Here is a 24480-nt window from a genome sequence, read left to right as displayed (position 1 = left end):
CATGGCACAGAGCCTGCAATATTCCATTCATGCAGGAAGCATTCGATAAAAATATCTTTTTGGACATAAGAAACCTGTGCCTTTGCCGGAGCGCTCCATGACATCGTTCTTTCCTTATTTCAAAACACTGCTGGCCGCCAGCGCCGTGATGCTGAGTCTGCAACCGTTCGCCCACGCGACTGAGACCGCGCCGGCGGAAGTGCATCTCGACTACGCCTATTACTCGCCGGTCAGTCTTGTGCTCAAGCACTTCGGCTTCCTCGAAAAGGCCTTGCCGCAAACCAAAGTCAGCTGGGTACTGAGCCAAGGCAGCAACCGTTCGCTGGAATACCTCAACAGTGGCGGCGTGGATTTCGCTTCTAGCGCCAGCCTTGCCGCCGTGCTAAGCCGGGCCAATGGCAGCCCGATCAAATCGGTCTACGTCTACAGCCGCGCCGAATGGACAGCGCTGGTGGTGCGCAAGGATTCGCCATATCAGACGGTCGCCGACCTCAAGGGCAAAAAGATCGCCGCCACAAAGGGCACCGACCCGTACCTGTTCACCCTACGCAGCCTGCAACAGGCCGGACTCAAAAAAGACGATGTCGAACTGGTTCACCTGCAACATCCGGACGGCCGCACCGCGCTGGAAAAAGGCGATGTAGACGCCTGGGCCGGACTCGATCCGCACATGGCCGCCAGTCAGGTTCAGGCCGGCTCGCGCCTGCTCTACCGCAACCCCGCGTTCAACAGCTACGGCGTGGTCAGCGTCACCGAGCAGTACGCCAAGGAACACCCGCAGACCATAGACACCGTGATCAAAGCCTACGAACAGGCCCGCGACTGGGCGCTGAAAAATCCTGATGAGTTCGCTGCCCTCCTCGCCAAGGAGTCCGGCTTGCCGCTGGACGTAGCCAAGCTGCAACTATCGCGCACCGACCTGAGCAGCCCGCAACTGACCCAACAGGACATCAGCGCCTCCAAGGCTGCGGCGCCGATTCTGGTCTCTGAGGAACTGGTGCGCCGTGGGGTGAATGTCGATCAAGTCATCGATCAATTGCTCGACAGCGGTGTGCAGCAAGCCATCGCCCGCCAGTAACCGATCAGCCTCAGGACAAATCCGCGCCCGTCGCGGATTTGTTGTGAGCGGAGCCAAAAACCATGACCACTCACTGCAAAGACTTGCCCGCGCCACTTGCCGTTCCGCGCCAGCGTCCTGCGCGTTTAAATCCGGCATGGCAGCGCCGCTGCAAGGGCCTGGCCCTGCCGCTGCTGATCATCGTTGCGCTGGAAATTATCGTACGCATCGGGTGGCTGCCGTCCTACCAGATGCCGGCACCGAGCGAGATTGCTCTGACCCTCACCGACCTCGCTGAGGGTGCGCTGTGGAAACACATCGGCGCCAGCCTGATACGCGTGCTGCTGGGTTTTACCATTGGCGCCAGTCTGGCGCTGGTGTTTGCCGCCTGGGTCGGTTTGAGCCGCGAAGCCGAGGCCTATCTGGAACCGACTTTCGCCGCCCTGCGTTCAATCCCGAGCCTGGCCTGGGTGCCACTGCTGTTGTTGTGGCTGGGCATCGACGAGACCTCGAAAATTGTCTTGATCGCCATTGGTGCGTTCTTTCCGGTATACGTCAACGTGGTCGCGGCCATTCGCAACATTGATCGCAAACTGGTGGAAGTCGGCCGCATCTATGGCTTCAGCCGCTTGCAACTGGTGCGACGAATATTGCTGCCGGCCGCCCTGCCCGGCCTGTTCACCGGGCTACGCAGTGGCATGAGCCTGGCGTGGATGTTTCTGGTGGCGGCGGAACTGATCGCGGCCACCAAAGGCTTGGGTTATTTGCTCAGTGACGGCCGGGAAACTTCGCGGCCGGACATCGTGCTGGCCGCAATCATCGTGCTCGCCTTGCTCGGTAAACTCAGCGATGGCTTGCTGGCCATGCTCGAACGCCGCTGGTTGAACTGGCGTGACACATTCACCGGCCAAGGCGCCAGCGACTAAGCTGAAATCTCCAACCGGAGATTCAGCCGATGTGCGGAAGACTCTCGCAGTACCGTGGCATTCACGACTTCGTCGCGGTGCTGAGCATTCCCGACGCGTTGATCAATCACGTCGGCGATGCACCGCTCGACCGCTACAACGCCGCGCCGACTACCGCGCTGGCCGTCCTGCACCAACAAGGGCAACAGCTGCAGGCCGACAATCTGCGCTGGGGCTGGCGCCCGCACTGGGCCAAGGATCGCCCACCACCGATCAATGCCCGGGTCGAGAAAGTCGCCCATGGCCCGTTCTTCCGGACGATCTGGCGACATCGCTTGATTGTGCCCGTGGACAACTGGTTTGAATGGGTTGATAGCGAAGACAAATCCCGACAACCGTGGCTGATTCGTCGGGCGGATCATGGGGCGGTTTTCTGCGCTGCCATCGGCCAATTTCCGACAGCCGAAACAGCGACCCGGGACGACGACGGTTTCGTGATCATCACCGCCGATGCCGCCGGCGGCATGCTCGATATCCACGATCGTCGACCGGTGGTGTTCCGCGCAGAGTTGGTGCGCGAATGGCTCGACCCCGCAACCCCTGTTGAGCGCGCCGAGCAAATGCTGTTGTTCGAAGGTGAAGGCAGTGAAGTGTTCGAATGGTACAAAGTCGGCAAAGCGGTCGGTAACGCACGCAATCAGGGGGCCAGTTTGATTATTGAGCAGACTTAAACATCTGCCGACTTCACGCGTCTATCAATGTAGGAGCTGCCGAAGGCTGCGATCTTTTGACGCAGCGTTAGAAGAATAAAACTATTGCAACCTTCAGCGACTCAGAAAGGCGAATCACTGCCGTTACAAACTCTGTTTCATCTTTGAAACGCTGCAAATAAAACACACGTTCGAATGAACAAACCGCCTGTCTGACATTTCAACCGTCATACATACATTTAGATGCACTACGGCTAGCATGCGCGCCGCCTTTCCGATTGGTATACCAGTTGACCAAAGAGTCAACAAACCAGGAATCCCCATAACGTCTACAAGCCTTGCAGAGAAATAAGTTGCGCGACGATTTTGCAATCAAACAGGTCAGCGGCCTGGAGTGTATTTATCTGTCGATGACAGAACGCTTTGAACTCGACTGTTTTATCGGCCACTACATCAAGACCCGAAACCTGCGTGCCGTTCCCGATATCGAACGCATCCTGCGCACCACCCTCGAAGGGTATCCCGGCCACGCGCCGGTGATGGTCAACGAGCTGAACGCATGGATCGACCGAACATTGGGATATCGGGCTTCACACCCCGATTTCACGCAGCTGGACGATCTCTGACCCCCAAAAAAACCCCGCATGTGCGGGGCTTTTTCGTAAAAATCTTTAAAACTTGCGGTCAGGATCTGAAAGCTCTGTGGATTCATCGCGCTTCCAGGTCTGTTCGTTGTGTTTCTCCCGCTCTATTTCTTCTTGCGTCGGTTCATCCGTGTCTTGGTCATCCGCCTCTGGCTGCTTTGGCTCAGTCGTCATGTACACCTCCCGTCATCAGTTACCCGTCATCCTTGAAGCGTAGAACAGTTTCAAACGTACAACTTACAACCACCACCGCAGCAAAAAGAAGAACGCCATGCTCAACAACATACTGAGCAAAGTACTGCGCGTGTAAATCACCAAAGCGATCGCCACCAGCGAACTAAGCAGGTACGGATTGTCCCACTGCAGATTCAGCTGTTTGTCCGGCATGAAGACAATCGGCCCGCAGATCGCGGTGAGCATCCCCGGTACTGCAAAACCGAGAAACTGCCGCGCATTGCTACTCAAGCGCACCGGCAAACGCGGTTCAAGAAACACGTAGCGATTGAGAAACACCAGAATCCCCATGCCGAAAATCACCGCCCAAACCATCATGTGCGCTCCCGATACAGCTTGTTGCAGATAAACCCTGCGGTCATTCCTGCCAACCCCGACAACACCAGGGCCGAGCCCCATTGCCAGTAACTGAACAGCACCGAACAAAACAGCGACACTGCCACGCAAACCACTGTCGGCACGTTGCGCACTACCGGCGTGATCAACTCGATAAACGTGGCGGCAATCGAGAAGTCCAGCCCCAGGTGCTCAAGCCCCGGAATGCTGCTGCCGAGGACAATGCCGGCCAGGGTGAACAGATTCCACGCGATGTAAAACGTCAGGCCGACACCCAGCGCATACCAGCGGTTGAACTGCTGGCGATCATGTTGACTGGTCAGTGCAAACAACTCGTCGGTGAGCAAAAAGCCCAGCCCGATGCGCCAGCGCCCCGGCAGTGGCGAAATCACCGAACGCATGCTCATGCCATACAGCAAGTGCTGTGAAGTCAGCAGCAGCGTGGTCAACAGAATCGAAAAAATCCCCGCGCCACCCTTGAGCATACCGATCGCGACCAATTGCGCCGCGCCGGCAAACACGATGCTCGACAAGCCCTGCCCTTGCAGCGGTGTGAGGTTGGCCTCGACCGCCATGGAGCCAGCCAGTAATCCCCAAGGCGCGGTGGCCAAAGACAACGGCATGATCGCGATAGCGCCGCGAAGGAACGCACTGCGCGGCATAAGTGAATCAGACATATCGCTCTTCAACAGTGGAAACAGCAGCAGACTCTGCCAGCAAATCCCCTTGTCCGGCTTGAACAATCTTGCGCAATTGCGCTAAATCGCGCCGACTGTGGACGGCCATCGGCGTACCATGTGAGCCATTCACAAATGCGTCAGGGAGACGACATGCTGTACCGAATCGCAGCCGACGGGCTGGTGCTGTTTCATTTGTCCTTCATTCTGTTTGTGCTGTTTGGCGGGCTGCTGGTCCTCAAATGGCCACGTTTGATGTGGCTGCATTTGCCGGCTGCGGCCTGGGGCGCGGCGGTCGAGGTGCTGCACCTGACCTGCCCGCTGACCTACTGGGAAAACCTCATGCGCCACGCGGCCGGGCAGACTGAATATGCCGGCGGCTTCATCGAGCATTACATCTGGCCAATTATCTACCCGGCAGGCCTTACCCCGCAGATTCAACTGGCGCTCGGCAGTGTGGTGCTGGCGGTCAACCTGTTGGTGTATGGCCGTTTAATCCGTTCGTGGAAACTGCGTCGAGCGGTGTAATCAACGCGAAGTCTTCAAGGCTTCCAGCCAGACCGGATCCAGGCGCGTCTGCTCGGTATCGAGTCCCAGCGCCTGCATCCGCGCCTTGTGCGTTTCAACTTCCCGCCACAGTTGCCCGTGATCACTGGAGTTGCCGTCCAGTTCGTGCATTTGCGTCAAGCCGAGATGGTAAAAGCGCAGAACCTTCATAGCCGTCGGATCATTCTGCTCCACGGCTGCAGTGACCTGATGCATGACGTTGGTGATGCTCATCAGATTGCGCTTGAGTCGCCAGCTGTACACGGCTGGCGCCATCCAGCTCTGATTCCAGAAGCGCCCGCGCAGTAACGCTGCGGTCAGCAGAAACGCCACAAACACGCCGCCGACATTGAAGCGCAGGTTATCGCCGCCAGGCTCGCCGAACAGCGCCACCGCCACGCTGGAAAACAACATCGCCAGCACCAGGAACAGCACGGCGATGATGATCGTGCTGCGGCGGGTCTGCTGGCGAAAAGTGGCGGCATCCATCGGCTGAATCTCGAACATCACAAATGACTTCCTTGAGCGACAAAAGGGCTAACTGAAAAAACCGGCCGGCGCATTATCGCCTCTACCGCGGATTTAGCTATGCTGGGGCTCCTTTTCATCTTTTCAGCGTCCAACGGGGACATGGCGGTACAGCGCAGATCGTGCCATCTTCATTCATGGATACACACTATTCGGATGCCATCGCCTAGTCTTGAGATGACATCGTTTTAAGGATCATTGCATGACCCAACGACACGTAATCAATGCCTCGGTCAGCCCGAAAGGCAGCCTGGAAACCCTTTCTCAACGTGAAGTTCAGCAACTGAGCGAAGCCGGATCCGGCAGCACCTACACCCTCTTCCGCCAGTGCGCCCTGGCCATCCTCAACACCGGCGCCCATGTCGATAACGCCAAGACCATCCTCGAAGCCTACAAGGACTTCGAAATCCGCATTCACCAACAGGATCGCGGCGTACGCCTGGAGCTGCTGAACGCTCCGGCCGACGCCTTCGTTGACGGCGAAATGATCGCCAGCACCCGCGAAATGTTGTTCAGCGCCCTGCGCGACATCGTCTACACCGAAAACGAACTCGACAGCCAACGCATCGACCTGAGCACCTCGCAAGGCATCAGTGATTACGTCTTCCACCTGCTGCGCAATGCGCGCACGTTGCGTCCGGGTGTCGAGCCGAAAATCGTCGTGTGCTGGGGCGGCCACTCGATCAACACCGAAGAATACAAATACACCAAGAAAGTCGGCCACGAACTGGGCCTGCGCAGCCTCGACATCTGCACCGGCTGCGGCCCCGGCGTGATGAAAGGCCCGATGAAAGGCGCGACCATTGCCCATGCCAAACAGCGTATTCATGGCGGTCGTTACCTGGGTTTGACCGAGCCAGGCATCATCGCTGCCGAAGCGCCGAACCCGATCGTCAACGAGCTGGTGATCCTGCCGGACATCGAGAAACGTCTGGAAGCCTTCGTGCGCGTTGGCCACGGCATCATCATCTTCCCGGGCGGCGCCGGTACGGCTGAAGAGTTCCTCTACCTGTTGGGCATCCTGATGCACCCGGACAACAAGGGGCTGCCGTTCCCGGTGATCCTCACCGGGCCGAAACATGCCGCGCCGTATCTGGAACAACTCGACGCCTTCGTCATCGCCACTCTCGGCGAAGCGGCCAAGCAGCACTACGAAATCATCATCGACGACCCCGCCGAAGTGGCGCGGCAGATGACTCAAGGCCTGAAAGCCGTGAAGCAATTCCGCCGCGAGCGTAACGATGCGTTCCACTTCAACTGGCTGCTGAAAATCGACGAAGGCTTCCAGCGCCCGTTCGATCCGACCCACGAAAACATGGCCAACCTCAAACTGCACCGCGACCAGCCACCGCACGAACTGGCGGCCAACCTGCGTCGGGCGTTCTCGGGCATTGTCGCCGGTAACGTCAAGGACAAGGGCATTCGCCTGATCGAAGAACACGGGCCGTACCAGATCCGTGGTGACGCGGCGATCATGCAACCGCTCGATGCGCTGCTCAAAGCCTTCGTCGCCCAGCACCGGATGAAACTGCCGGGCGGCGCGGCGTATGTGCCGTGTTATCGAGTGGTGGCGTAACCTTTAAGCCATCACACAATCCATGTGGGAGCTGGCTTGCCAGCGATAGCGGTCTTCCAGTCAACAGAGATGTTGAATCAGATGACCCCTTCGCGAGCAAGCTCGCTCCCACAGGTTCTGTGGCGTGGCACAAATGGTATTTGCAACCTGAATCCCCTGTGGGAGCGAGCTTGCTCGCGAAGGGGCCCGATAGAACAACCTCAACCCGCCAATCGCACAGCCAGCGCCTTGGCCTGCAACGCCACATCCGTCACCGCCGTACTCTCCCACCACATCCCGCGCAATGGCGGCCCCATGGCAAATAACCGGTCAGCGGCACATCCCTCGGCATCCAGCACCGCGCCATCCACTGCCGCTGCGATTCCCAGCGCCAATGGCCCCGGCTGCATCAAACCCCGCGCCAGCAGCTGCTGCGGCAACGGTCGTGCGACGCGGCGCCAGTCGTATTCGATGCCACTGGAATTAATCAGTACAGCGCCCTGCACTACGCAAGTTCCAGACTCACCGCGACGCCGAATACAAATGCTGACGCCACCTTGCGGACTCGGCACCAGCCCTTTGAACGAAGCCGCCTGAATCCGCAACCGCCCTTCTGCGTGCAACCGTTCAACCAGCGCCGCACTCAGCGGCGGCGAACGGTGATGGTGGCTTTCCCACCACGGCCGCACATGCCGTACGAATTGTCGACGCTGCGTGTCAGTCGCCTGGCTCCATAAGCGGGCGATGTGCACTCGAACCGTGTCCAGCGGTGCTTGCCAATCGATGCCTTGTGCGATGGCTGCCTGGCATTGCTGGCGTAATTCGCGCAACAGCTGCCGAGGCGTACGCAGGCTGTGATCGTCACCAAGAAAATCCACCCAGGCCGGAGGTTGTCGCCGCACATGGGGCAACAAACCATGGCGGGAAAATACTTCGATCGACCCGCGATGCCCGGCTTGCTCCAGCGACACCACGGCATCGACCATGGTCAGGCCGGAGCCGATGATCAGCACGGTCGATTGCGGGTCGAGCTGGCGCATGGCCGCGACATCCCACGGATCGAGCGCGGCGGCGTTGAGTCCGCTGGAGGTTGTCTGCGGGGTTCGCGCGGCCGGGAACATTCCAGTCGCCAGGACCGCGTAGCCACCGCGCAGTGCCTGACCATTGCTCAGTGTGAGCTGTACCGAATCGGCCTCGACTTGCAGGTCGACGACCTCCGCGCGAATGTGCTCAACGCTTGAGCCATTTCTCGCACCGACAAGGCGCGCTTCGGCCAAGCGCTGCTGCACATAGACCCCGAACAATCCACGCGGCGGAAACAGTTCACTGATCGGCACCTTCTGCTCGGCAGACTCTGGCCAGCCGCCAGCGGTAATGTGCTCGGTGAGCCACTGCGTCAGATCATCGGGATTATCCGGATCAACGCTCATGCGCGCGGCGTTGCCGTTGAGCGTGTGACCCAACTCGATGGCACTGTACGCTTCGCCCCGCCCCAGTTCGGCGCGTGGCTCGATGATCAGGATTTTTAGCTGGCCTGGCCGCCTCARCAATTGCACCGCGAGCATCGTACCGCTGAGGCCGCCGCCGATGATCAGGATATCCGCGTTGCTCTGATGAGTTATTGCCTGTTCGCTGAGTACTTCGCTCATACCACTCGCTCGCTACCAAAATGGCCGACCACTGCTGCCATTACATCAAATGAAAAATGCGCAACTCGGGTCAGCAAACAACCGCGTGAAGAATATCTATAGAAAAAAGTATTTTTTCTATCCCATAACGAAAAAAATGCCCGACCGATACCAGCCGGTCGAGCATTTCAACTTTTCGTGTTTTTATCAGTGAAGGATACGGTAAAGGGTTTTTTCAGAAATGATTTCGTTTATACCACCCGCAAAGTATGTGTACTGGAAAACCAAGGGTTCTGAACTCCCTGCAAAATCGATCAGCCACTCCCGCGGCAGGGTGAATTCATACACTCGATCAACAACTGGACCAAGCTCAATGTAGTCAGTCTTCATGTTTCCAACCAGAATATGAATGCCATCGCCATCATCTTCAATTGGTTGCTTGGGAATAATGGCAGTCGGGCCATTGGGAATATCCTTCATGGATATAAAGCCTTCCTTTGCCTCTTTAACTCGAAGTGCTTCAGGCAATGCAGTTGATAAGTCCCGCATATCAAAACTCCTTTTGATGATTCAAAGAAACTTGAGCCGGCAAGGAAGATATCCGTGCCGGGAGCGAATAACGTTTGCATCCGCCAAGCCATCAAATGCTGGAAGGGTCAGTTCGTCTACTGTCAGAAATTACAGGTAACCACGATTTACCGACGAACGGTCATATGACCACATTGCGCACAAACCGCACCTCAACATCGCCATCATTGCGATAGGAGTGCGGCTGGTTACTGGCAAACATAAAAAACTCACCTGTACCGATGTGCTGCGGCTGGTCGCCGAGCATCAGGGTCAGGCAACCTGCAAAGACGAAAATCTGCTCGCTCCAGCCCTCGGCATCCGCTTGCGAGGGGTAGACCTCGCCGGGTTGCAGGCACCATTCCCATTGCTCGACTTCGCGGGTCGCCGTGGCTTTGGAGAGCAGCACGGCTTTACTGCCCGGGTGGGTGCCCGCCCAGGCCACCTCGTTGATGCGGCTCGGATCACGGGCATCCGGCGCCTGGATCAGGTCGCTGAACGCGACATCGAGCGCTTCGGCGACGCGATCAAGGGTGGTCAGGCTGACATTCTTCTCGCCCGCCTCGATCGCCACCAGCATTCGCCGACTGACACCGGATTTTTCTGCCAGCGCGGTCTGACTCAGGTCGGCGGCATGCCGCAGACGCCGGACGTTCTGGCTGACGTGTTGCAGGACGGATGCCCTTTGCATTGAATCTTTGTGCACTATATTGCTCACTCGGTGAGGTTGGGCAGTATACTGCGCAACGTTGGGCGCATTGTGCGGCCTCCTTTTTATAGTGCGCAAGGTCATGACGTCGCAGAACAGCTCCCCCACTCCCCCTCGTTTCTCTCGTTTCAGCAAAGCCGAGTGCGTGCTGGTGCTGATTACCATGGTCTGGGGCGGCACGTTCCTGCTGGTGCAGCACGCGATGACGGTCAGCGGCCCGATGTTTTTTGTCGGCCTGCGTTTTGCGGCAGCGGCTTGTATCGTTGCGCTGTTCTCATGGCGTCATCTACGCGAACTGACCCTGTTCGAACTCAAGGCCGGCGCCTTTATTGGCGTGGCGATCATGCTTGGTTACGGTTTGCAGACGGTCGGGTTGCAAACCATTCCGAGTAGTCAGTCGGCGTTCATTACTGCGTTGTATGTGCCGTTCGTGCCGTTGCTGCAATGGCTAGTGCTCGGGCGTCGTCCGGGCTTGATGCCGAGCATCGGGATCATGCTGGCGTTTACCGGGTTGATGTTGTTGTCGGGGCCGTCCGGGGCTGCGCTGAATTTCAGTCCGGGCGAGATCGCCACATTGATCAGTGCGATCGCGATTGCCGCTGAAATCATTTTGATCAGTACCTACGCCGGCCAGGTGGATGTGCGTCGGGTCACTGTGGTGCAACTGGCCACGACTTCGGTGTTGTCGTTCCTGCTGGTGGTGCCGACTGGCGAATTGATTCCGGACTTTTCCTGGACCCTACTGGTGACTGCGCTGGGGTTGGGCGCGGCGAGTGCGGCTATTCAGGTGGCGATGAACTGGGCGCAGAAAAGTGTTTCGCCAACCCGGGCGACATTGATCTATGCCGGTGAGCCGGTATGGGCCGGGATTGTCGGGCGAATTGCAGGGGAACGGTTGCCGGCGATTGCGCTGGTGGGCGCCGGGTTGATTGTGGCGGCGGTGATTGTCAGTGAGTTGAAGACCAAGGGTAAGGTTGCAGAAGCCGAAGCTGAGCTGGAGCGGGAAACCCAAGGTTAATCTGCAATATCTTTAGTGCCTGGACTATAGCTATCGCGAGCAGGCTCACTCCTACACTTGAAATGCGTTCCCCCCTGTAGGAATGAGCCTGCTCGCGATGAGGCCATTCCAAGCAACATCGATCTACCTGAAACAATGCCAAACAGAAAATTCCAGACTACTTTGTAGGATTCTGAGACATCCTGGCGTTTGGTGATCGGGGAGCTGGCACGTATGATGCTTCACAAACTTCCGCAGATTAGAAGCCTATGTCCCTGATAGTTCTACTGCTTCTGCCATTCATTGGCAGCTGTCTGGCAGCGGTGCTGCCACACAATGCGCGTAATACCGAATCCCTGCTGGCAGGTCTGGTCGCTCTGATCGGCACCGTCCAGGTCGCGATGCTGTACCCGCAAATTGCCCACGGCGGCGTCATTCGCGAAGAGTTCATGTGGCTGCCCAGCCTCGGTTTGAATTTCGTTCTACGCATGGACGGTTTCGCCTGGCTGTTCTCGATGTTGGTGCTCGGCATCGGCACCCTCGTCTCTTTATATGCCCGTTATTACATGTCGCCGGACGATCCGGTGCCGCGTTTCTTCGCGTTTTTTCTGGCGTTCATGGGCGCCATGCTCGGCCTGGTCATCTCCGGCAATCTGATTCAGATCGTGTTTTTCTGGGAGCTGACCAGCCTCTTCTCGTTCCTGTTGATCGGCTACTGGCACCACCGCGCCGACGCCCGTCGCGGCGCTTATATGGCGTTGATGGTCACCGGTGCCGGCGGGTTATGCCTGCTGGCGGGGGTCATGATTCTCGGCCATGTCGTCGGCAGCTATGACCTCGACAAGGTCCTGGCCGCCGGCGACATGATTCGCGCACATTCCCTCTACCCTATCCTCCYTCCCCTTATTCTCATTGGCGCCCTCAGCAAAAGTGCGCAGTTCCCTTTCCACTTCTGGCTGCCGCACGCAATGGCGGCGCCGACACCGGTTTCGGCGTATCTGCATTCGGCCACCATGGTCAAGGCCGGGGTTTTCCTGCTTGCGCGTCTGTGGCCGTCGCTGTCCGGCAGCGAAGAATGGTTCTACATCGTCAGCGGCGCTGGTGCGTGTACGCTGTTGCTCGGCGCCTATTGCGCGATGTTCCAGAACGATCTCAAAGGTCTGCTGGCTTACTCGACCATCAGCCACCTCGGCCTGATCACGCTGTTGTTGGGTCTCAATAGTCCGTTGGCCGCTGTAGCGGCGGTATTCCACATCCTCAATCACGCGACATTCAAAGCCTCGCTGTTCATGGCCGCGGGCATCATCGACCATGAAAGCGGTACTCGCGATATCCGCAAACTCAGCGGCCTGATCAAACTGATTCCCTTCACAGCGACGCTGGCCATGGTTGCCAGCGCCTCGATGGCAGGCGTGCCGCTGCTTAACGGCTTCCTGTCGAAAGAGATGTTCTTCGCCGAAACCGTGTTCATCAATGCCACAGCGTGGGTCGAAGCGGCGTTGCCGATTGTTGCGACCATCGCCGGTACATTCAGCGTTGCCTATTCCCTGCGTTTCACCGTCGATGTGTTCTTCGGCCCACCGGCCACCGACCTGCCGCACACACCGCACGAACCGCCGCGCTGGATGCGTGCGCCGGTAGAGCTTTTGGTATTCACCTGCTTGCTGGTGGGGATTTTCCCGGCGCAGATCGTCGGCCCATTGCTCGCGGCGGCGGCATTGCCAGTGGTTGGCGGCACACTGCCGGAATACAGCCTGGCGATCTGGCACGGTCTGAACGCACCGATGATCATGAGCCTGATTGCCATGTCCGGCGGCATCATCGTCTATCTGTTGCTGCGCAATCAGCTCAAGCGCGGGCGTTTCAAATATCCGCCACTGGTGGGCCGCTTCAACGGCAAGCGCCTGTTCGAGCGCAGTCTCGTGGTGATGATGCGCCTGGCCCGACGCCTAGAGCGGCGCCTCGGCACCAAGCGTCTGCAGATGCAATTGTTCCTGATGGTATTGGCGGCGGTGCTCGCCGGTCTGATCCCGATGTTGCACAGCAGCCTGAGCTGGGGCGACCGGCCGAAAATTCCCGGCTCGATCGTCTTCGTGACCCTGTGGTTGCTGGCCATCGCCTGCGCCCTCGGCGCCGCGTGGCAAGCCAAGTATCACCGTCTCGCCGCCCTGACCATGGTCAGCGTCTGCGGGTTGATGACCTGCGTGACCTTCGTCTGGTTCTCCGCACCGGATCTGGCCCTGACGCAATTGGCAGTGGAAGTGGTCACCACCGTACTGATTCTACTCGGCCTGCGCTGGTTGCCACGCCGCATCGAAGAAGTCTCGCCACTGCCGAGCAGCCTGCGCAAAGCACGCATTCGTCGTCTGCGCGACTTGCTATTGTCGATTGCCGTCGGCGGTGGCATGGCGCTGCTGTCCTACGCGATGCTGACGCGGCAAACGCCGAACGACATCTCCTCGTTCTACCTGAGCCGCGCCATGCCCGAGGGCGGCGGCAGCAACGTGGTCAACGTGATGCTGGTGGATTTCCGTGGCTTCGACACCCTTGGCGAAATCACCGTGCTGGTTGCCGTGGCGCTGACCGTATTCGCCCTGCTGCGGCGCTTCCGCCCACCGAAAGAAAGCCTGCAATTGCCAGCCCAGCAACGCCTGCTCGCGCCGGACGTGGTCACCGATCTGGTCAACCCGCGTTCGGCCAGCGATACCGCGCTCGGCTTCATGATGGTGCCGGCAGTGCTGGTGCGTCTGCTGCTGCCGATTGCGCTGGTGGTGTCGTTCTACCTGTTCATGCGCGGGCACAACCAGCCGGGCGGCGGTTTCGTCGCCGGTCTGGTGATGTCGGTGGCGTTCATCCTGCAATACATGGTCGCCGGTACCCAGTGGGTCGAGGCGCAAATGAGCCTGCGGCCGTTGCGCTGGATGGGCACCGGATTGCTATTCGCCACCGCTACAGGTCTGGGCGCGATGCTGGTCGGTTATCCGTTCCTGACCACGCACACCTGGCATTTCAGCTTGCCAGTGCTCGGTGACATCCATGTCGCCAGTGCGCTGTTCTTCGACATTGGCGTGTACGGCGTGGTGGTCGGTTCGACGCTGTTGATCCTCACCGCCCTCGCCCACCAATCGGTGCGGGGTCACAAGACCGCATCGCTGCCCAAGTCCGTCGCCAGCAAAGGAGCCGTCTGATGGAAGAAGTCATCGCAATCGCCATCGGCGTGCTCRCCGCCTCCGGCGTCTGGCTGATCCTGCGGCCACGGACATTCCAGGTGGTCATGGGCCTGTGCCTGCTGTCGTATGGCGTCAACCTGTTCATCTTCAGCATGGGCAGCCTGTTCATCGGCAAGGAGCCAGTGATCAAGGACGGTGTCACCCAGGACTTGTTGCACTACACCGACCCGCTGCCACAGGCACTGGTACTCACCGCGATCGTCATCAGTTTCGCCATGACCGCGTTGTTCCTCGTCGTTCTGCTCGCCTCGCGCGGCCTGACCGGCACCGACCACGTCGACGGCCGGGAGCCTAAAGAATGATGGCGATGACTCACCTGATCGCCGCACCGATCCTGCTGCCGCTGCTGACTGCCGCGATCATGCTGATGCTCGGCGAGCGGCACCGACCGTTGAAGGCGAAAATCAACCTGTTCTCCAGCCTCGTCGGCCTGTTCATTTCGGTGCTGTTGCTGCACTGGACGCAAACCACCGGCGTGCCCGGCTCCATCGGGGTTTACCTGCCGGGCAACTGGCAGGCGCCGTTCGGCATTGTGCTGGTGGTTGATCGCCTGTCAGCGCTGATGCTGGTGCTGACCGGGATCATCGGCGTCAGCGCTTTGCTGTTTGCCATGGCCCGTTGGGACGGCGCCGGGTCGAGCTTCCACGCACTGTTCCAGATTCAGTTGATGGGCTTGTATGGCGCGTTCCTGACCGCTGACCTGTTCAATCTGTTCGTGTTCTTCGAAGTGTTGCTCGCCGCGTCCTATGGCCTGTTGCTGCACGGCTCGGGTCGGGCGCGGGTTTCATCGGGGCTGCATTACATTTCGATCAACCTGCTCGCCTCATCGCTGTTCCTGATTGGCGCGGCACTGATCTACGGCGTGACAGGCACGCTGAACATGGCCGATCTGGCGCTGAAGATCCCGCTGGTGCCGGAAGCCGACCGTGGCCTGCTGCACGCCGGTGCGGGGATTCTCGCCGTCGCGTTCCTGGCCAAGGCTGGCATGTGGCCGCTGAACTTCTGGCTGGTGCCAGCCTATTCCTCGGCCAGTGCGCCGGTGGCGGCGATGTTCGCGATCATGACCAAGGTTGGCGTCTACACCCTGCTGCGTCTGTGGACGCTGTTGTTCTCAGGGCAGGCCGGTGCGTCGGCATTCTTTGGGGGCGACTGGCTGATCTATGGCGGCATGGCGACCATGGCCTGCGCGGCGCTGGCGATTCTGGCCGCGCAACGGCTGGAGCGCATGGCCAGCCTGAGCATTCTGGTGTCGGCGGGGATTCTGCTGTCCGCCGTCGGTTTCGCCCAGCCAAACCTGATCGGCGCGGCGCTGTTTTATCTGGTCAGCTCGACCCTGGCGCTGAGTGCACTGTTCCTGCTGGCAGAACTGATCGAACGCTCCCGTTCGGCCAACGAGATCCCGCTGGAAGACGAAAGCGAACTGCTGCCACGTCCACAGGAATCCCTGCAACCGCCCAAAGGCATCAACCTCGATGACGAGCAGAAAGCCGTGGTCGGCCAGGTTATCCCGTGGACCATGGCGTTTCTCGGCCTGAGCTTCATCGCCTGCGCTTTGCTGATTATCGGCATGCCGCCGCTGTCCGGATTTATCGGCAAACTCAGCCTGATCGGCGCCTTGCTCAACCCGCTAGGCCTGGGCACTGGCGCGCCGATATCCAACGCGGCCTGGGCGTTGCTGGCGTTGCTGATCCTCACCGGGCTGACGTCGTTGATGGCGTTCTCGCGCCTCGGCATCCAGCGCTTCTGGACGCCCGAAGAGCGGCCGTCACCACTGCTGCGCAAACTCGAATGCGCGCCGATCTTCCTGTTGCTGGGGCTGAGCATCGTCTTGACCTTCAAGGCTGAGCCGCTGCTGCGCTACACCCAGGCCACCGCTGAGGCACTGAACAATCCGCAGCAATACGTGATGGCGGTGCTCGGCACCCGCGCCGTACCGAGCCCGGAAGCCAAATCGGCGATGCTGGAGGTGCAGCCATGAAGCGTGTGTTTCCTGCACCGCTGTTGTCGCTGGCGCTGTGCGCCCTATGGCTGACCCTGAACCTGTCGGTCAGCCCGGGCAATCTGCTGCTCGGCGCGATACTGGGTTTTGCTGCACCGTTGATGATGCGCAAACTGCGTCCGAAACAGGTACGCATTCGCCGTCCGGGAACGATTCTGCGCCTGTTCCTGCTCGTCGGTCGTGACGTGGTGATGTCCAACCTGATCGTCGCGTGGGGCGTGCTCAATGCCGGTCGCTGCCCTCCGCGCTCGGGATTTGTCAAAGTCCCGCTGGACCTGCGCGATGCTCACGGCCTCGCAACGCTGGCGATGATCTGCACGGTGGTGCCCGGCACGGTATGGTCAGAGCTGGCGCTGGATCGCAGCATTCTGTTGTTGCACGTCTGGGATCTGGATGACGAATCGCAGTTCATCGAGCACTTCAAGAGCACCTACGAGCGGCCGCTGATGGAGATTTTCGAATGAGCACATTACTGTCGAACGCGATCCTGCTGACGCTGTTCCTGTTCTCGCTGGCGATGGTGCTGACCCTGGTGCGCCTGTTCAAAGGCCCGTCGGCGCAGGATCGGGTACTGGCGCTGGACTACCTGTACATCGTCGCGATGCTGATGATGCTGACCCTGGGCATTCGGTATTCAAGTGACACTTACTTCGAAGCGGCGCTGCTGATTGCGCTGTTCGGCTTCGTCGGCTCGTTTGCCCTGGCGAAATTCCTGCTGCGTGGCGAGGTGATCGAATGAATGCTGAATTGTCGCTATGGATCGAGATTCCAGTGGCGATCCTGCTGGTGCTCAGCGGCCTGTTTGCGCTGATCGGTGCGATCGGATTATTGCGTATGAAGGATTTCTTCCAGCGCATGCATCCGCCGGCACTGGCTTCGACGCTAGGCGCATGGTGTGTGGCGCTGGCGTCGATCATCTGTTTTTCGGCGCTGAAGTCCGGGCCGGTCATACATGCCTGGCTGATTCCGGTTTTGCTGGCGATTACTGTGCCGGTGACTACTTTGTTGCTGGCGCGGGCGGCGTTGTTCCGCAAGCGCATGGCTGGGGATGATGTGCCGGCAGAGGTCAGTAGCCGGCGGACTGAAAGCGGTAGCTAGTCCAGAGCTTCGTGTCTGGACTGGCCCCTTCGCGAGCAAGCTCGCTCCCACAGTGATTGTGGGTATTCACAGATATGTGACTTCACCCAAAACCCTGTGGGAGCGAGCTTGCTCGCGAAGGGGCCAGCCAGGTCATCACAAATTTCAGATCAATTTCAAACCCAAGCCACCGCCAACAACCCCGCCCCCAATACCGCACACAACGGCGAATACACCCAGGTGTCCAGTCGCGCAAACCGCGAATCCTTCACGTCCTTGAAGAATCCGACCAGATTCGAATCACCGATCGCCCGGGCAAACATCAACAGCGCAATCGCGCTGATCACCCATTGCAGCGCTTTGTGTGTCACCGCCGGCACTCCCCAGCCAACCCGCATACACACCAACGCAGCAATCACCAACAATGCCGCCGCCACAATCAACGTGAGCCAGCCTGACGGCTTGAACGCCGGCCGTACCGTTGCGACAAATCCGCGCACCGGCACCTGCGGCACCACCACCGCTGCCGCCCACTGCCCACCCAGCGCCCAATACACGTGCATCAAGGCGATCACCGCAAACGTTGTCACCAGCCATTGAGCCAACACAAAGGTCATGGTTGAAATCCTTGGAAAGGGATTTGAACAAATCAGCCTAGTCGCATTTTTTCCAAGTGCACGACCGATCAGCGGTACGGTAAAGTGCCGCCCCATGAAATTCTCCCGTTCCGATCGCTCACTGCTGGCCTGGATGCTCTATTGCTGCGTCCTGTTCAACGTGTTCGCCTGCAGCATCGGTCACGGGCAAATGGTCGGCATGCAACTGAACGGTATCGGCGGCCAGTTCTGTACAGTCGACCCGGCCACTCAAGCGCCGCTCGCCAGCAACCCCACTGAAGAACAGCTGCCCACTCTGTCCAAGGCATTTGGCTGCCCGCTGTGCTCGGTCGGCGGAGGCATGGGCCCGGCGTTCAACTCCAGCCTGACGCTGGCGATCCTGCCCGAACAACACAGCCCACCACTGGCGCCCATCGTCAGCGCCGACCTCCCTGCCCGCTTCACCTGGCCTTCGGCCAACCCTCGCGCCCCACCGCTCGCCTGAGTGTCTCTGCCTTTTTGATTTGTCAGCCTACTGCGCCAACGCGCCGCGTTCGCCTGTGCGCTGACTCCTAGACAAGCATTCAGGATTCAATGATGAAACAACTCACTCTGCTGGCGAGCCTGTGCGGCTGCCTGTCCATTAACGTCTGGGCGCAATCCACCGTGGATCTGGCGCCAATCACCATTGATGGCGAGTCCGGCGCAGAACCGGGTCTGAGCCTCGACCAATCCAGCGGCATGGCCTCGCGACTGGGTTTGAGCGTGCGCGACACGCCGGCCTCGGTGGCCATCGCCAATCGCAATGACATCGAACGCCATGGCGCGCAGAACTTCCAGGACGCCGCCAACACCTTGCCCGGGGTCAACGCCAGCGCACCGCCGGGGTTCGGCGGCTTCGTCTCCTATCGTGGCTTCACCAGCAGCCAGATCACCCAGATGTTCAACGGCATCAACGTCTCCGGCGGACTCGCGCGACCCGTCGATTCATGGATCTATGATCGGGTGGAACTGGTCGGCGGCCCGTCGTCGCTGATCAACGGCGCAGGCTCGGTGGGGGGATCGCTGAACTACGTGACCAAACTGGCCACCCGCGATGAGCAAGCGGTTGAAGGCCGGGTCAGCTACGGCACCTACGACAGCAGCGAAACCGCTTTCGGCCTCAACCACGCCCTCACCGACCCGAGCGCCGACGTTCAGCACTACGCGCGCCTCGACGTCAGTCACAACACCAGCAACGGCTACATCGACCGCCAGGAGCGCGATGCCTGGAGCGTGGCGTTCTCGCTGCTCAGTGACCTCACCCCCGACCTGTCGCACACGTTGGCCCTGGAATATCAGGATGAACACGAAGACAGTCCGTACTGGGGCACGCCCGTGCTCAATCCCAAGGCCGGCGAGTTGAAGATCGATAAACACAATCGCTTCAATAACTACAACGTCGGGGACGGTCGTTACGAGCAGCGAACGATCTGGATTCGCTCGATCGTCGACTACCGGATCAACGACAGCACCACCCTGCGCAATACGCTGTACCACCTCGACAGCCAACGCGATTACCGCAACCTCGAAACCTACCAGTACAACGCCGACAACACCGCGGTGAATCGCTCCACTGCGTATCAGGTGCGTCATCAAGGCGAGCAGAACGGCAACCAGTTCGAGTTGCGCCATGACAACACGCTGTTCGGTCTCGATACGACGTGGTCGGGGGGCTTCGAATACAAGGTCAACCAGACCACTAACTCACCACTGAACGTCAAAGGTGCGAGCACGGTGGATCCGGACAACTACCGTCCGGGGCACTTCTACGACATTCCCGGTACCAACCCGAAATTGATCAGCGACAAAACCAACGAGGTCACCACCAAGGCATTGTTCGTGGAAAACCGTTTGGCGTTGACCGACAACCTGTCGCTGCTCACCGGTCTGCGCTATGACGACATTGACCTCGACGTGACCAACCATCGCACGGTAACCGCTACCAACCCGAAACACCTCAAGCGCAGTTGGGAACCAGTCACCGGCCGCGCTGGCCTGACGTACCAATTCATTCCGTCGGCCAACGTTTACGTGCAATACAGCACCGCCGCCGAGCAACCGAACGGCACGCAGGACTTCGACGTTTCCACCGGCAAGCAATGGGAGATTGGCAGCAAATTTGATTATCTGAACGGGCGCGGCTCGGCGACGATTGCGGCCTACACCATTGAGCGAAAGGACTTCGCCGTGACCGATCCGCTGGACCCGACCAGCAGTATTCCGGTCGGTCAGCAGACGTCGAAAGGGTTAGAGATCGCCAGCTCGTTGCGGATCACCGACAAGCTGCTGGCTGAAGGCAACTTCGCTTGGGTCGATGCGCAATACGATGATTTCACCGAAAAGAATGCCGCCGGCGCGGTGGTATCACGCAAGGGCAACACGCCGACCAACGTGCCGGATCGGGTTGGCAATCTGTGGCTGACTTATGATTTTTCGCCGCAATGGCAAGGTGGGGTGGATGCACGATATGTGGCGTCGGTGTATGCCGATACTGCGAATACCATGACCGTGCCGTCGTACACATTGTTCGGCAGCTTTCTCAGCTACAAGGTTGATTCGCATACCACCGTCACCGGGCGCGTGCGTAACCTGACCAATGAGGTGTATGCCGAGTTTGCGCATGTTTCGCCGGCGTATTACCTCGGGACACCGCGTACCTTCGAATTGGCGGTGATGACGAAATTTTAAGAGCTTCGCGAGCAAGCTCGCTCCCACAGTGTTGTGAACGACACATATCCATTGTGGGAGCGAGCTTGCTCGCGAAGAGGCCGGCCGCTAAGGCCTCTATTTAAGATCAGCCGAAACCTTCTCCGCCACATCCTTCGGCAACCACGCCTGCCACACATCCGGGTGGGCCTTCATGAAGGCCACCGCCGCATCACGCGGCGCCGTGTGCTTCTCGCTCATCTCGGCCAACGCCTTGTTCAACGGCTCGATCGGAAAGTCCACTTTGCTGAAGAATTCGGCAATCTGCGGATACTGCTTCTGGAACGGCGTCGACACACCAATCGACAGCTTCGAAGCCAGCGACCGGGTCGGTTTCGGATTGGGATTATCCGCATCGGTTAGCGTCTTCCAGGCTTCGGCATCAAATGGCGGCTCTTCCAGTTGCACCAGTTTGAACTTGCCCAGTAGCGGTGTTGGCGACCAGTAGTAAAACAGCACCGGCTTACCGCGACGAATCGAAGAACTGATCTCAGCGTCCAGTGCCGCACCGGAGCCACTGCGGAAATTGGTGTAATCGTCCTGCAGACCATAAGCCGTCAACTTCTGCTTGTTGACCACTTCCGACGTCCAGCCGATCGGACTATTGAGGAAACGCCCCTTGCTCGGGGTTTCCGGATCCTTGAACACGTCCTTGTACTTTTTCAGATCACTGACGCTGCGCAGATCCGGCGCCAGCGGCTTGATGCCTTTGGCCGGGTCGCCCTTGATCACGTACTCCGGCACCCACCAGCCCTCGGTAGCGCCTTTGACGGTATCGCCCAGGCTGACGACTTTGCCTTCGGCCTCAGCCTTGACCCACACCGGACTGCGCCCGGCCCACTCCTCGCCAATGACCTGAATGTCATTGTTGGCCAGTGCGGTTTCCAGCGTGATGGTGGTGCCAGGCAAGGTGTCGGTCGGCAAGCCGTAGCCCTTCTCAACGATGACCCGCAGAACATCGGTAATCAGGCTGCCGCTTTCCCAGTTCAGGTCGGCAAAGTGGATCGGCGCCTGGGCGGCCAGCACCGATGGCGCTGATGCCAGCAAACCAAACGTGGCCACGCTGGCAGCCAATAACCGTCGAAATCCGTTCATGCATTGCACCTCGTGCTGTTCACAGCAATGGCAGGATGGCCTGACAGAAGACCGCAAGCCTCTGAATACTCAGTCAACTGACTGTAGCCGAGGTTCCTGCTTTTTCCGGGTCATGCTGCGGACGAGGTTATGAATCAGACTTTTCCTGCAGGCTTTGCAGCTCGCGTCTGACCATGCTGGCGTATTCCGCGGGGCGCAACTGATAGATCTGCGCAGCCAGCCAATTCAGCCAGGCACCTTGCAGTTCCGCCTTGGCGGCGAACAACCGCTGGGCTTCCTCGCGTGCAGTGTCGAGGTTCTGCGCATGGAAATCCGCGCGGCTCACTCGCTGGCCTTGAACGTCACCAGTTCGCCCTTGCGCCACTTGGCGGCTTTGGCCGTAACGGCTTTCAGGGTTTTGGTCAGGCCTTCCTGCAATTGCTCATGGGCGGCGAACACGGTCACCACGCTATGGCCTTCCTTGAACAGGATGGCGTGCCCGTCAGCGGTATCGACGAAAGCGTAATCGCCCAGTCCATAGACCGTGAGTTTGATTTCGCGAAAACGCAGATCCATCTTGCCGCCTTCGCGGCTGGGCAAGACCGATGCACTGAAATGATCGCCAACCTTAAGCTTGAGCCCCGGTTTGTCATCGACCACCAAGGCACTTTCGGTGTCGATCTCGGCCACGTAAATGCCTTCGGCGTTCTGCTCGGTGATGTAAACAAAACGCGACTGGAACAGCTTGACCAGCTTTGCACGCAAATCACCCAACACGAACAAAGCATGCATATCGAGATTACTGACTGCCAAAGAAACATCCCCACATCTGAAAAAACCGCACACGGAAAACGCGCACGGCAAAAAAACGGCCAGGCCGATGTCACTGCAAACAAATCAATAAAGCCCGAATCGAGCAGAGTGCTCATTCAACGCGAGGTTGGTAAGACTACTGGATTGTCACTCGGGAAACTCATCCCGATGTCGCCAAAACCTGAAGGAAAAATCCTCAGCGTCGGCAAGAGCAGTCTGACTACGAACTTTAGGGAAAATTCTCACGAAAAAAAGCACTTCTCCGACATATCGCTGGCGAAAAATTGCTTTAGATAAGCCCTGTCGTCAACAGGTACTGGCGATTCTAGAGCAGCGATGCTCATTCCGACTACCCGAAACGGCCGGTAAATACCGGCCAACTGATGAAAAGGACTTCATATGTGCACTCGGACTCACTTTGCCATGACCGTTGACGCCCGGATCGAATCGCCGCTGATACTAAGTGCCCCCCCTATCAACGACGATTACCCGCGTTTCCAAGTGGTACCCGCCGGCAACGCTTTCTTCCATATAAAGGAAACATCGACCGGGCGCGTAAGAGGTTTCCGTGAAGATCACAACGAAGCCTGCGCCCTCGCCCGCTCACTTGAGTCAAAGATCGAACTCCTGGCGAGTGGATGCCTCAGATAAAGAGAGCGATCAACTGCGCCCTACCGGCGCCTATTGAAGGAGTACACGATGGAACTGCCAGCATACGATCTGAAAACCCTGTTCGATCAACTGGGGTTGCCTTCAGAAGGTAACGCAATCGACGATTTCATCGAGGCACATCCACTGGACGCCAACATTAAACTGATTGACGCCGATTTCTGGTCACCGCAACAGGCGCAACTGCTCAAGGAATGGCTAAGGGCCGATGGAGAGGAAGCGGTGATGGTCGATGAACTGAATGTCCGCCTGCACCGAGGCAAATAACCAGGGCTCAGTGAAGGCTGTCAACCGGCTCGGCGTGCAACTGCGCGAGCCACGCAGCCTTGCACTCCTCGGCCTCGTTGCGACTGGCAAACGCGGTACCGCGACGCTCGCCATTGAGCAAAACCACCCAGCACACGCTCTGCCCCAACGCGCGCAAACCGGCCGGCACGCCACTGCCGATCATCACAGCAACATCAACTCTGCACTGCATGCAGCCCCCGAAATCATTAGCAACCTAACTAAGCGGGCAGATTAATGGTTTCTTTCGAGCGGAAACAGCAAGCTCCGTGCACAGCTTCATTGCACCGCAAGTAACAATCCCTCAGCGCGGTTTCTCCGGCTTATAGCCCAAACGCAATCCACCCCAGTGCCGGCCCTTGATCATGATCGGCACCGACAGGTCATGCATCAGTTCACCGGTGTCGCGGGTGTAAGTCTGCAACAGCACCGGTTGCTGATGGCTGCCGCAGCGAATACCGGTGCGATCCGCGAACTTGCGTTTGGTGCGATTGTTCACCGCATCGACCTGCGCATCGCCAGTCAACGGCTGACTGAAGAGCTGATTGTGCGTCGGCACATAACCTTGCTGCGTGCAGGCAATAGCGAACACCAACCCCTCGTGACGCGGCAACAATGGCTCCTGAATTGCCGGCAGCACCTGATCGGTGTAACGGTCGAAACGGGTCTGAAACTTCGCCGGTTGGGTATTCGGGATCGGCTGATACTGGCGATCAAACAGATCCTCGAGGCTAATCTTTCCTTGTTCGACATCCGCCTCGAAACGTGCGGCAATCTGGCTCGCCCCTTCGCGGGCCAGATCGTAGATGCGCTGGTGATAGTCATCCAGACCGACTGCGGCCAGCCGCTCGCTGATGGTTTCCGCCTGCCCTTCCATTTGCACCGCCGCCTCAGCG

General features: G+C 58.9%; 30 protein-coding genes and 1 pseudogene. 18 read left to right on the top strand and 13 right to left on the bottom strand.

Annotated elements, in window-relative coordinates; genetic code table 11:
* The first annotated feature begins 97 nt into the window (after positions 1-97).
* The 4 genes from AC1DVF_RS17115 (at position 98) to AC1DVF_RS17100 (ending at position 3298) form a co-directional block, all read left to right on the top strand.
* A complete protein-coding gene (locus AC1DVF_RS17115; RefSeq protein ID WP_116255436.1) occupies positions 98-1078 on the top strand; it encodes an aliphatic sulfonate ABC transporter substrate-binding protein in 981 nt (326 codons plus the stop codon).
* A gap of 62 nt (positions 1079-1140) precedes the next feature.
* Positions 1141-1983: an ABC transporter permease gene (locus tag AC1DVF_RS17110; RefSeq protein WP_093437364.1), complete on the top strand. Its 843-nt coding sequence runs from the start codon at positions 1141-1143 to the stop codon at positions 1981-1983.
* 29 nt (positions 1984-2012) lie between these two features.
* Positions 2013-2693, top strand: a complete 681-nt coding sequence (locus tag AC1DVF_RS17105; protein ID WP_320337069.1) for an SOS response-associated peptidase — start codon at positions 2013-2015, stop codon at positions 2691-2693.
* Positions 2694-3025: 332 nt separating this feature from the next.
* Complete coding sequence (locus AC1DVF_RS17100; protein ID WP_093437355.1) at positions 3026-3298, top strand: hypothetical protein; 273 nt, start codon at positions 3026-3028, stop codon at positions 3296-3298.
* Positions 3299-3343: 45 nt separating this feature from the next.
* Here the strand turns inward: AC1DVF_RS17100 and AC1DVF_RS17095 are convergent, their stop codons facing one another.
* The 3 genes from AC1DVF_RS17095 to AC1DVF_RS17085 all read right to left on the bottom strand — a co-directional run bounded on the left by AC1DVF_RS17095 (position 3344) and on the right by AC1DVF_RS17085 (position 4563).
* Positions 3344-3490, bottom strand: coding sequence for a hypothetical protein (locus AC1DVF_RS17095; RefSeq protein WP_177413101.1), 147 nt, complete (start codon positions 3488-3490; stop codon positions 3344-3346).
* A 63-nt stretch (positions 3491-3553) separates the two neighbouring features.
* Complete coding sequence (locus AC1DVF_RS17090; RefSeq protein WP_174244501.1) at positions 3554-3865, bottom strand: AzlD domain-containing protein; 312 nt, start codon at positions 3863-3865, stop codon at positions 3554-3556.
* Positions 3865-4563 (bottom strand): AzlC family ABC transporter permease, encoded by a 699-nt coding sequence (locus tag AC1DVF_RS17085; protein WP_477782828.1) that lies wholly within the window; start codon positions 4561-4563, stop codon positions 3865-3867. The genes AC1DVF_RS17090 and AC1DVF_RS17085 overlap by 1 nt, the downstream gene beginning before the upstream one ends.
* A 153-nt stretch (positions 4564-4716) precedes the next feature.
* Here AC1DVF_RS17085 and AC1DVF_RS17080 point away from each other — a divergent pair, with 153 nt between their 5' ends.
* Positions 4717-5091 (top strand): DUF2784 domain-containing protein, encoded by a 375-nt coding sequence (locus AC1DVF_RS17080; RefSeq protein ID WP_460090561.1) that lies wholly within the window; start codon positions 4717-4719, stop codon positions 5089-5091.
* On the opposite strand, the gene AC1DVF_RS17075 is transcribed toward AC1DVF_RS17080, so the two are convergent.
* Positions 5092-5616 (bottom strand): DUF3087 domain-containing protein, encoded by a 525-nt coding sequence (locus AC1DVF_RS17075; RefSeq protein WP_194934376.1) that lies wholly within the window; start codon positions 5614-5616, stop codon positions 5092-5094. It lies immediately after the preceding gene.
* Between the two features lie 223 nt (positions 5617-5839).
* On the opposite strand from AC1DVF_RS17075, the gene ppnN reads away from it, so the two are divergent.
* Positions 5840-7213: a nucleotide 5'-monophosphate nucleosidase PpnN gene (ppnN, locus tag AC1DVF_RS17070; protein ID WP_007910770.1), complete on the top strand. Its 1374-nt coding sequence runs from the start codon at positions 5840-5842 to the stop codon at positions 7211-7213.
* Positions 7214-7413: 200 nt separating this feature from the next.
* On the opposite strand, the gene AC1DVF_RS17065 is transcribed toward ppnN, so the two are convergent.
* From AC1DVF_RS17065 to AC1DVF_RS17055, 3 genes are all read right to left on the bottom strand, one after another.
* Positions 7414-8841, bottom strand: a complete 1428-nt coding sequence (locus tag AC1DVF_RS17065; RefSeq protein WP_477782827.1) for an FAD/NAD(P)-binding protein — start codon at positions 8839-8841, stop codon at positions 7414-7416.
* Positions 8842-9027: 186 nt separating this feature from the next.
* Complete coding sequence (locus AC1DVF_RS17060) at positions 9028-9369, bottom strand: hypothetical protein (RefSeq protein WP_460090557.1); 342 nt, start codon at positions 9367-9369, stop codon at positions 9028-9030.
* 160 nt (positions 9370-9529) lie between these two features.
* Entirely contained in the window at positions 9530-10093 is a 564-nt protein-coding gene (locus AC1DVF_RS17055) for a helix-turn-helix domain-containing protein (protein ID WP_186623556.1), read from the bottom strand.
* Positions 10094-10178: 85 nt separating this feature from the next.
* On the opposite strand from AC1DVF_RS17055, the gene AC1DVF_RS17050 reads away from it, so the two are divergent.
* The 7 genes from AC1DVF_RS17050 to AC1DVF_RS17020 all read left to right on the top strand — a co-directional run bounded on the left by AC1DVF_RS17050 (position 10179) and on the right by AC1DVF_RS17020 (position 17420).
* Positions 10179-11114 (top strand): DMT family transporter, encoded by a 936-nt coding sequence (locus AC1DVF_RS17050; protein ID WP_477782826.1) that lies wholly within the window; start codon positions 10179-10181, stop codon positions 11112-11114.
* A gap of 248 nt (positions 11115-11362) precedes the next feature.
* Positions 11363-14281, top strand: a complete 2919-nt coding sequence (locus AC1DVF_RS17045) for a monovalent cation/H+ antiporter subunit A (protein ID WP_477782825.1) — start codon at positions 11363-11365, stop codon at positions 14279-14281.
* Positions 14281-14625 (top strand): Na+/H+ antiporter subunit C, encoded by a 345-nt coding sequence (locus AC1DVF_RS17040; protein WP_477782824.1) that lies wholly within the window; start codon positions 14281-14283, stop codon positions 14623-14625. The genes AC1DVF_RS17045 and AC1DVF_RS17040 overlap by 1 nt, the downstream gene beginning before the upstream one ends.
* Complete coding sequence (locus tag AC1DVF_RS17035; protein WP_093437311.1) at positions 14622-16301, top strand: monovalent cation/H+ antiporter subunit D; 1680 nt, start codon at positions 14622-14624, stop codon at positions 16299-16301. Before AC1DVF_RS17040 ends, AC1DVF_RS17035 begins: the two co-directional genes overlap by 4 nt.
* Positions 16298-16786, top strand: a complete 489-nt coding sequence (locus tag AC1DVF_RS17030) for a Na+/H+ antiporter subunit E (RefSeq protein WP_477782823.1) — start codon at positions 16298-16300, stop codon at positions 16784-16786. Before AC1DVF_RS17035 ends, AC1DVF_RS17030 begins: the two co-directional genes overlap by 4 nt.
* Complete coding sequence (locus AC1DVF_RS17025; protein ID WP_099758703.1) at positions 16783-17061, top strand: K+/H+ antiporter subunit F; 279 nt, start codon at positions 16783-16785, stop codon at positions 17059-17061. The genes AC1DVF_RS17030 and AC1DVF_RS17025 overlap by 4 nt, the downstream gene beginning before the upstream one ends.
* Positions 17058-17420 carry a Na+/H+ antiporter subunit G gene (locus AC1DVF_RS17020; RefSeq protein WP_093437301.1) on the top strand — a complete coding sequence of 121 codons (363 nt, stop codon included), beginning with the start codon at positions 17058-17060 and terminating at the stop codon, positions 17418-17420. Before AC1DVF_RS17025 ends, AC1DVF_RS17020 begins: the two co-directional genes overlap by 4 nt.
* Positions 17421-17575: 155 nt before the next feature.
* Here the strand turns inward: AC1DVF_RS17020 and AC1DVF_RS17015 are convergent, their stop codons facing one another.
* Positions 17576-18016, bottom strand: a complete 441-nt coding sequence (locus AC1DVF_RS17015; protein ID WP_093437296.1) for a DUF3995 domain-containing protein — start codon at positions 18014-18016, stop codon at positions 17576-17578.
* A gap of 94 nt (positions 18017-18110) precedes the next feature.
* Between AC1DVF_RS17015 and AC1DVF_RS17010 the strand changes: the two genes are divergently transcribed.
* A complete protein-coding gene (locus AC1DVF_RS17010) occupies positions 18111-18500 on the top strand; it encodes a DUF2946 domain-containing protein (protein WP_016982997.1) in 390 nt (129 codons plus the stop codon).
* A 92-nt stretch (positions 18501-18592) separates the two neighbouring features.
* Positions 18593-20725: a TonB-dependent receptor gene (locus AC1DVF_RS17005; RefSeq protein ID WP_477782822.1), complete on the top strand. Its 2133-nt coding sequence runs from the start codon at positions 18593-18595 to the stop codon at positions 20723-20725.
* A gap of 96 nt (positions 20726-20821) precedes the next feature.
* Here AC1DVF_RS17005 and AC1DVF_RS17000 read toward each other — a convergent pair whose 3' ends face one another.
* The 3 genes from AC1DVF_RS17000 to AC1DVF_RS16990 form a co-directional block, all read right to left on the bottom strand.
* Positions 20822-21838, bottom strand: a complete 1017-nt coding sequence (locus tag AC1DVF_RS17000; protein ID WP_099758701.1) for an ABC transporter substrate-binding protein — start codon at positions 21836-21838, stop codon at positions 20822-20824.
* A gap of 127 nt (positions 21839-21965) precedes the next feature.
* On the bottom strand, positions 21966-22163 hold the full coding sequence (locus AC1DVF_RS16995; RefSeq protein WP_099758700.1) for a hypothetical protein: 198 nt from the start codon (positions 22161-22163) through the stop codon (positions 21966-21968).
* On the bottom strand, positions 22160-22609 hold the full coding sequence (locus AC1DVF_RS16990; protein ID WP_175559647.1) for a hypothetical protein: 450 nt from the start codon (positions 22607-22609) through the stop codon (positions 22160-22162). Before AC1DVF_RS16990 ends, AC1DVF_RS16995 begins: the two co-directional genes overlap by 4 nt.
* Between AC1DVF_RS16990 and AC1DVF_RS16985 the strand changes: the two genes are divergently transcribed.
* The 3 genes from AC1DVF_RS16985 (at position 22604) to AC1DVF_RS16975 (ending at position 23566) form a co-directional block, all read left to right on the top strand.
* Positions 22604-22927: a hypothetical protein gene (locus AC1DVF_RS16985; protein WP_139213432.1), complete on the top strand. Its 324-nt coding sequence runs from the start codon at positions 22604-22606 to the stop codon at positions 22925-22927. The genes AC1DVF_RS16990 and AC1DVF_RS16985 overlap by 6 nt on opposite strands.
* 102 nt (positions 22928-23029) lie before the next feature.
* A complete protein-coding gene (locus tag AC1DVF_RS16980; protein WP_477782821.1) occupies positions 23030-23281 on the top strand; it encodes a hypothetical protein in 252 nt (83 codons plus the stop codon).
* 48 nt (positions 23282-23329) lie between these two features.
* Positions 23330-23566: a DUF2789 domain-containing protein gene (locus tag AC1DVF_RS16975; RefSeq protein WP_257358232.1), complete on the top strand. Its 237-nt coding sequence runs from the start codon at positions 23330-23332 to the stop codon at positions 23564-23566.
* 7 nt (positions 23567-23573) lie between these two features.
* Here the strand turns inward: AC1DVF_RS16975 and AC1DVF_RS16970 are convergent, their stop codons facing one another.
* Both AC1DVF_RS16970 and AC1DVF_RS16965 read right to left on the bottom strand, forming a co-directional pair.
* A complete protein-coding gene (locus AC1DVF_RS16970; RefSeq protein ID WP_477782820.1) occupies positions 23574-23777 on the bottom strand; it encodes a hypothetical protein in 204 nt (67 codons plus the stop codon).
* Positions 23778-23888: 111 nt separating this feature from the next.
* Positions 23889-24480, bottom strand: a pseudogene (locus tag AC1DVF_RS16965) (methyl-accepting chemotaxis protein); the annotation flags it as partial.

The organism is Pseudomonas sp. P4_D7 (assembly GCF_056401755.1).
This window is presented reverse-complemented; position numbering and strand designations above follow the sequence as displayed.

Coding starts and splice junctions, on each gene's coding strand:
- AC1DVF_RS17115 (WP_116255436.1), top strand. CDS start 98: ATGACATCGTTCTTTCCTTATTTCAAAACACTGCTGGCCGCCAGCGCC.
- AC1DVF_RS17110 (WP_093437364.1), top strand. CDS start 1,141: ATGACCACTCACTGCAAAGACTTGCCCGCGCCACTTGCCGTTCCGCGC.
- AC1DVF_RS17105 (WP_320337069.1), top strand. CDS start 2,013: ATGTGCGGAAGACTCTCGCAGTACCGTGGCATTCACGACTTCGTCGCG.
- AC1DVF_RS17095 (WP_177413101.1), bottom strand. CDS start 3,490: ATGACGACTGAGCCAAAGCAGCCAGAGGCGGATGACCAAGACACGGAT.
- AC1DVF_RS17090 (WP_174244501.1), bottom strand. CDS start 3,865: ATGGTTTGGGCGGTGATTTTCGGCATGGGGATTCTGGTGTTTCTCAAT.
- AC1DVF_RS17085 (WP_477782828.1), bottom strand. CDS start 4,563: ATGTCTGATTCACTTATGCCGCGCAGTGCGTTCCTTCGCGGCGCTATC.
- AC1DVF_RS17080 (WP_460090561.1), top strand. CDS start 4,717: ATGCTGTACCGAATCGCAGCCGACGGGCTGGTGCTGTTTCATTTGTCC.
- AC1DVF_RS17075 (WP_194934376.1), bottom strand. CDS start 5,616: ATGTTCGAGATTCAGCCGATGGATGCCGCCACTTTTCGCCAGCAGACC.
- ppnN (WP_007910770.1), top strand. CDS start 5,840: ATGACCCAACGACACGTAATCAATGCCTCGGTCAGCCCGAAAGGCAGC.
- AC1DVF_RS17060 (WP_460090557.1), bottom strand. CDS start 9,369: ATGCGGGACTTATCAACTGCATTGCCTGAAGCACTTCGAGTTAAAGAG.
- AC1DVF_RS17050 (WP_477782826.1), top strand. CDS start 10,179: ATGACGTCGCAGAACAGCTCCCCCACTCCCCCTCGTTTCTCTCGTTTC.
- AC1DVF_RS17035 (WP_093437311.1), top strand. CDS start 14,622: ATGATGGCGATGACTCACCTGATCGCCGCACCGATCCTGCTGCCGCTG.
- AC1DVF_RS17030 (WP_477782823.1), top strand. CDS start 16,298: ATGAAGCGTGTGTTTCCTGCACCGCTGTTGTCGCTGGCGCTGTGCGCC.
- AC1DVF_RS17025 (WP_099758703.1), top strand. CDS start 16,783: ATGAGCACATTACTGTCGAACGCGATCCTGCTGACGCTGTTCCTGTTC.
- AC1DVF_RS17020 (WP_093437301.1), top strand. CDS start 17,058: ATGAATGCTGAATTGTCGCTATGGATCGAGATTCCAGTGGCGATCCTG.
- AC1DVF_RS17015 (WP_093437296.1), bottom strand. CDS start 18,016: ATGACCTTTGTGTTGGCTCAATGGCTGGTGACAACGTTTGCGGTGATC.
- AC1DVF_RS17010 (WP_016982997.1), top strand. CDS start 18,111: ATGAAATTCTCCCGTTCCGATCGCTCACTGCTGGCCTGGATGCTCTAT.
- AC1DVF_RS17005 (WP_477782822.1), top strand. CDS start 18,593: ATGAAACAACTCACTCTGCTGGCGAGCCTGTGCGGCTGCCTGTCCATT.
- AC1DVF_RS17000 (WP_099758701.1), bottom strand. CDS start 21,838: ATGAACGGATTTCGACGGTTATTGGCTGCCAGCGTGGCCACGTTTGGT.
- AC1DVF_RS16985 (WP_139213432.1), top strand. CDS start 22,604: ATGCATATCGAGATTACTGACTGCCAAAGAAACATCCCCACATCTGAA.
- AC1DVF_RS16990 (WP_175559647.1), bottom strand. CDS start 22,609: ATGCATGCTTTGTTCGTGTTGGGTGATTTGCGTGCAAAGCTGGTCAAG.
- AC1DVF_RS16980 (WP_477782821.1), top strand. CDS start 23,030: ATGTGCACTCGGACTCACTTTGCCATGACCGTTGACGCCCGGATCGAA.
- AC1DVF_RS16975 (WP_257358232.1), top strand. CDS start 23,330: ATGGAACTGCCAGCATACGATCTGAAAACCCTGTTCGATCAACTGGGG.
- AC1DVF_RS16970 (WP_477782820.1), bottom strand. CDS start 23,777: ATGCAGTGCAGAGTTGATGTTGCTGTGATGATCGGCAGTGGCGTGCCG.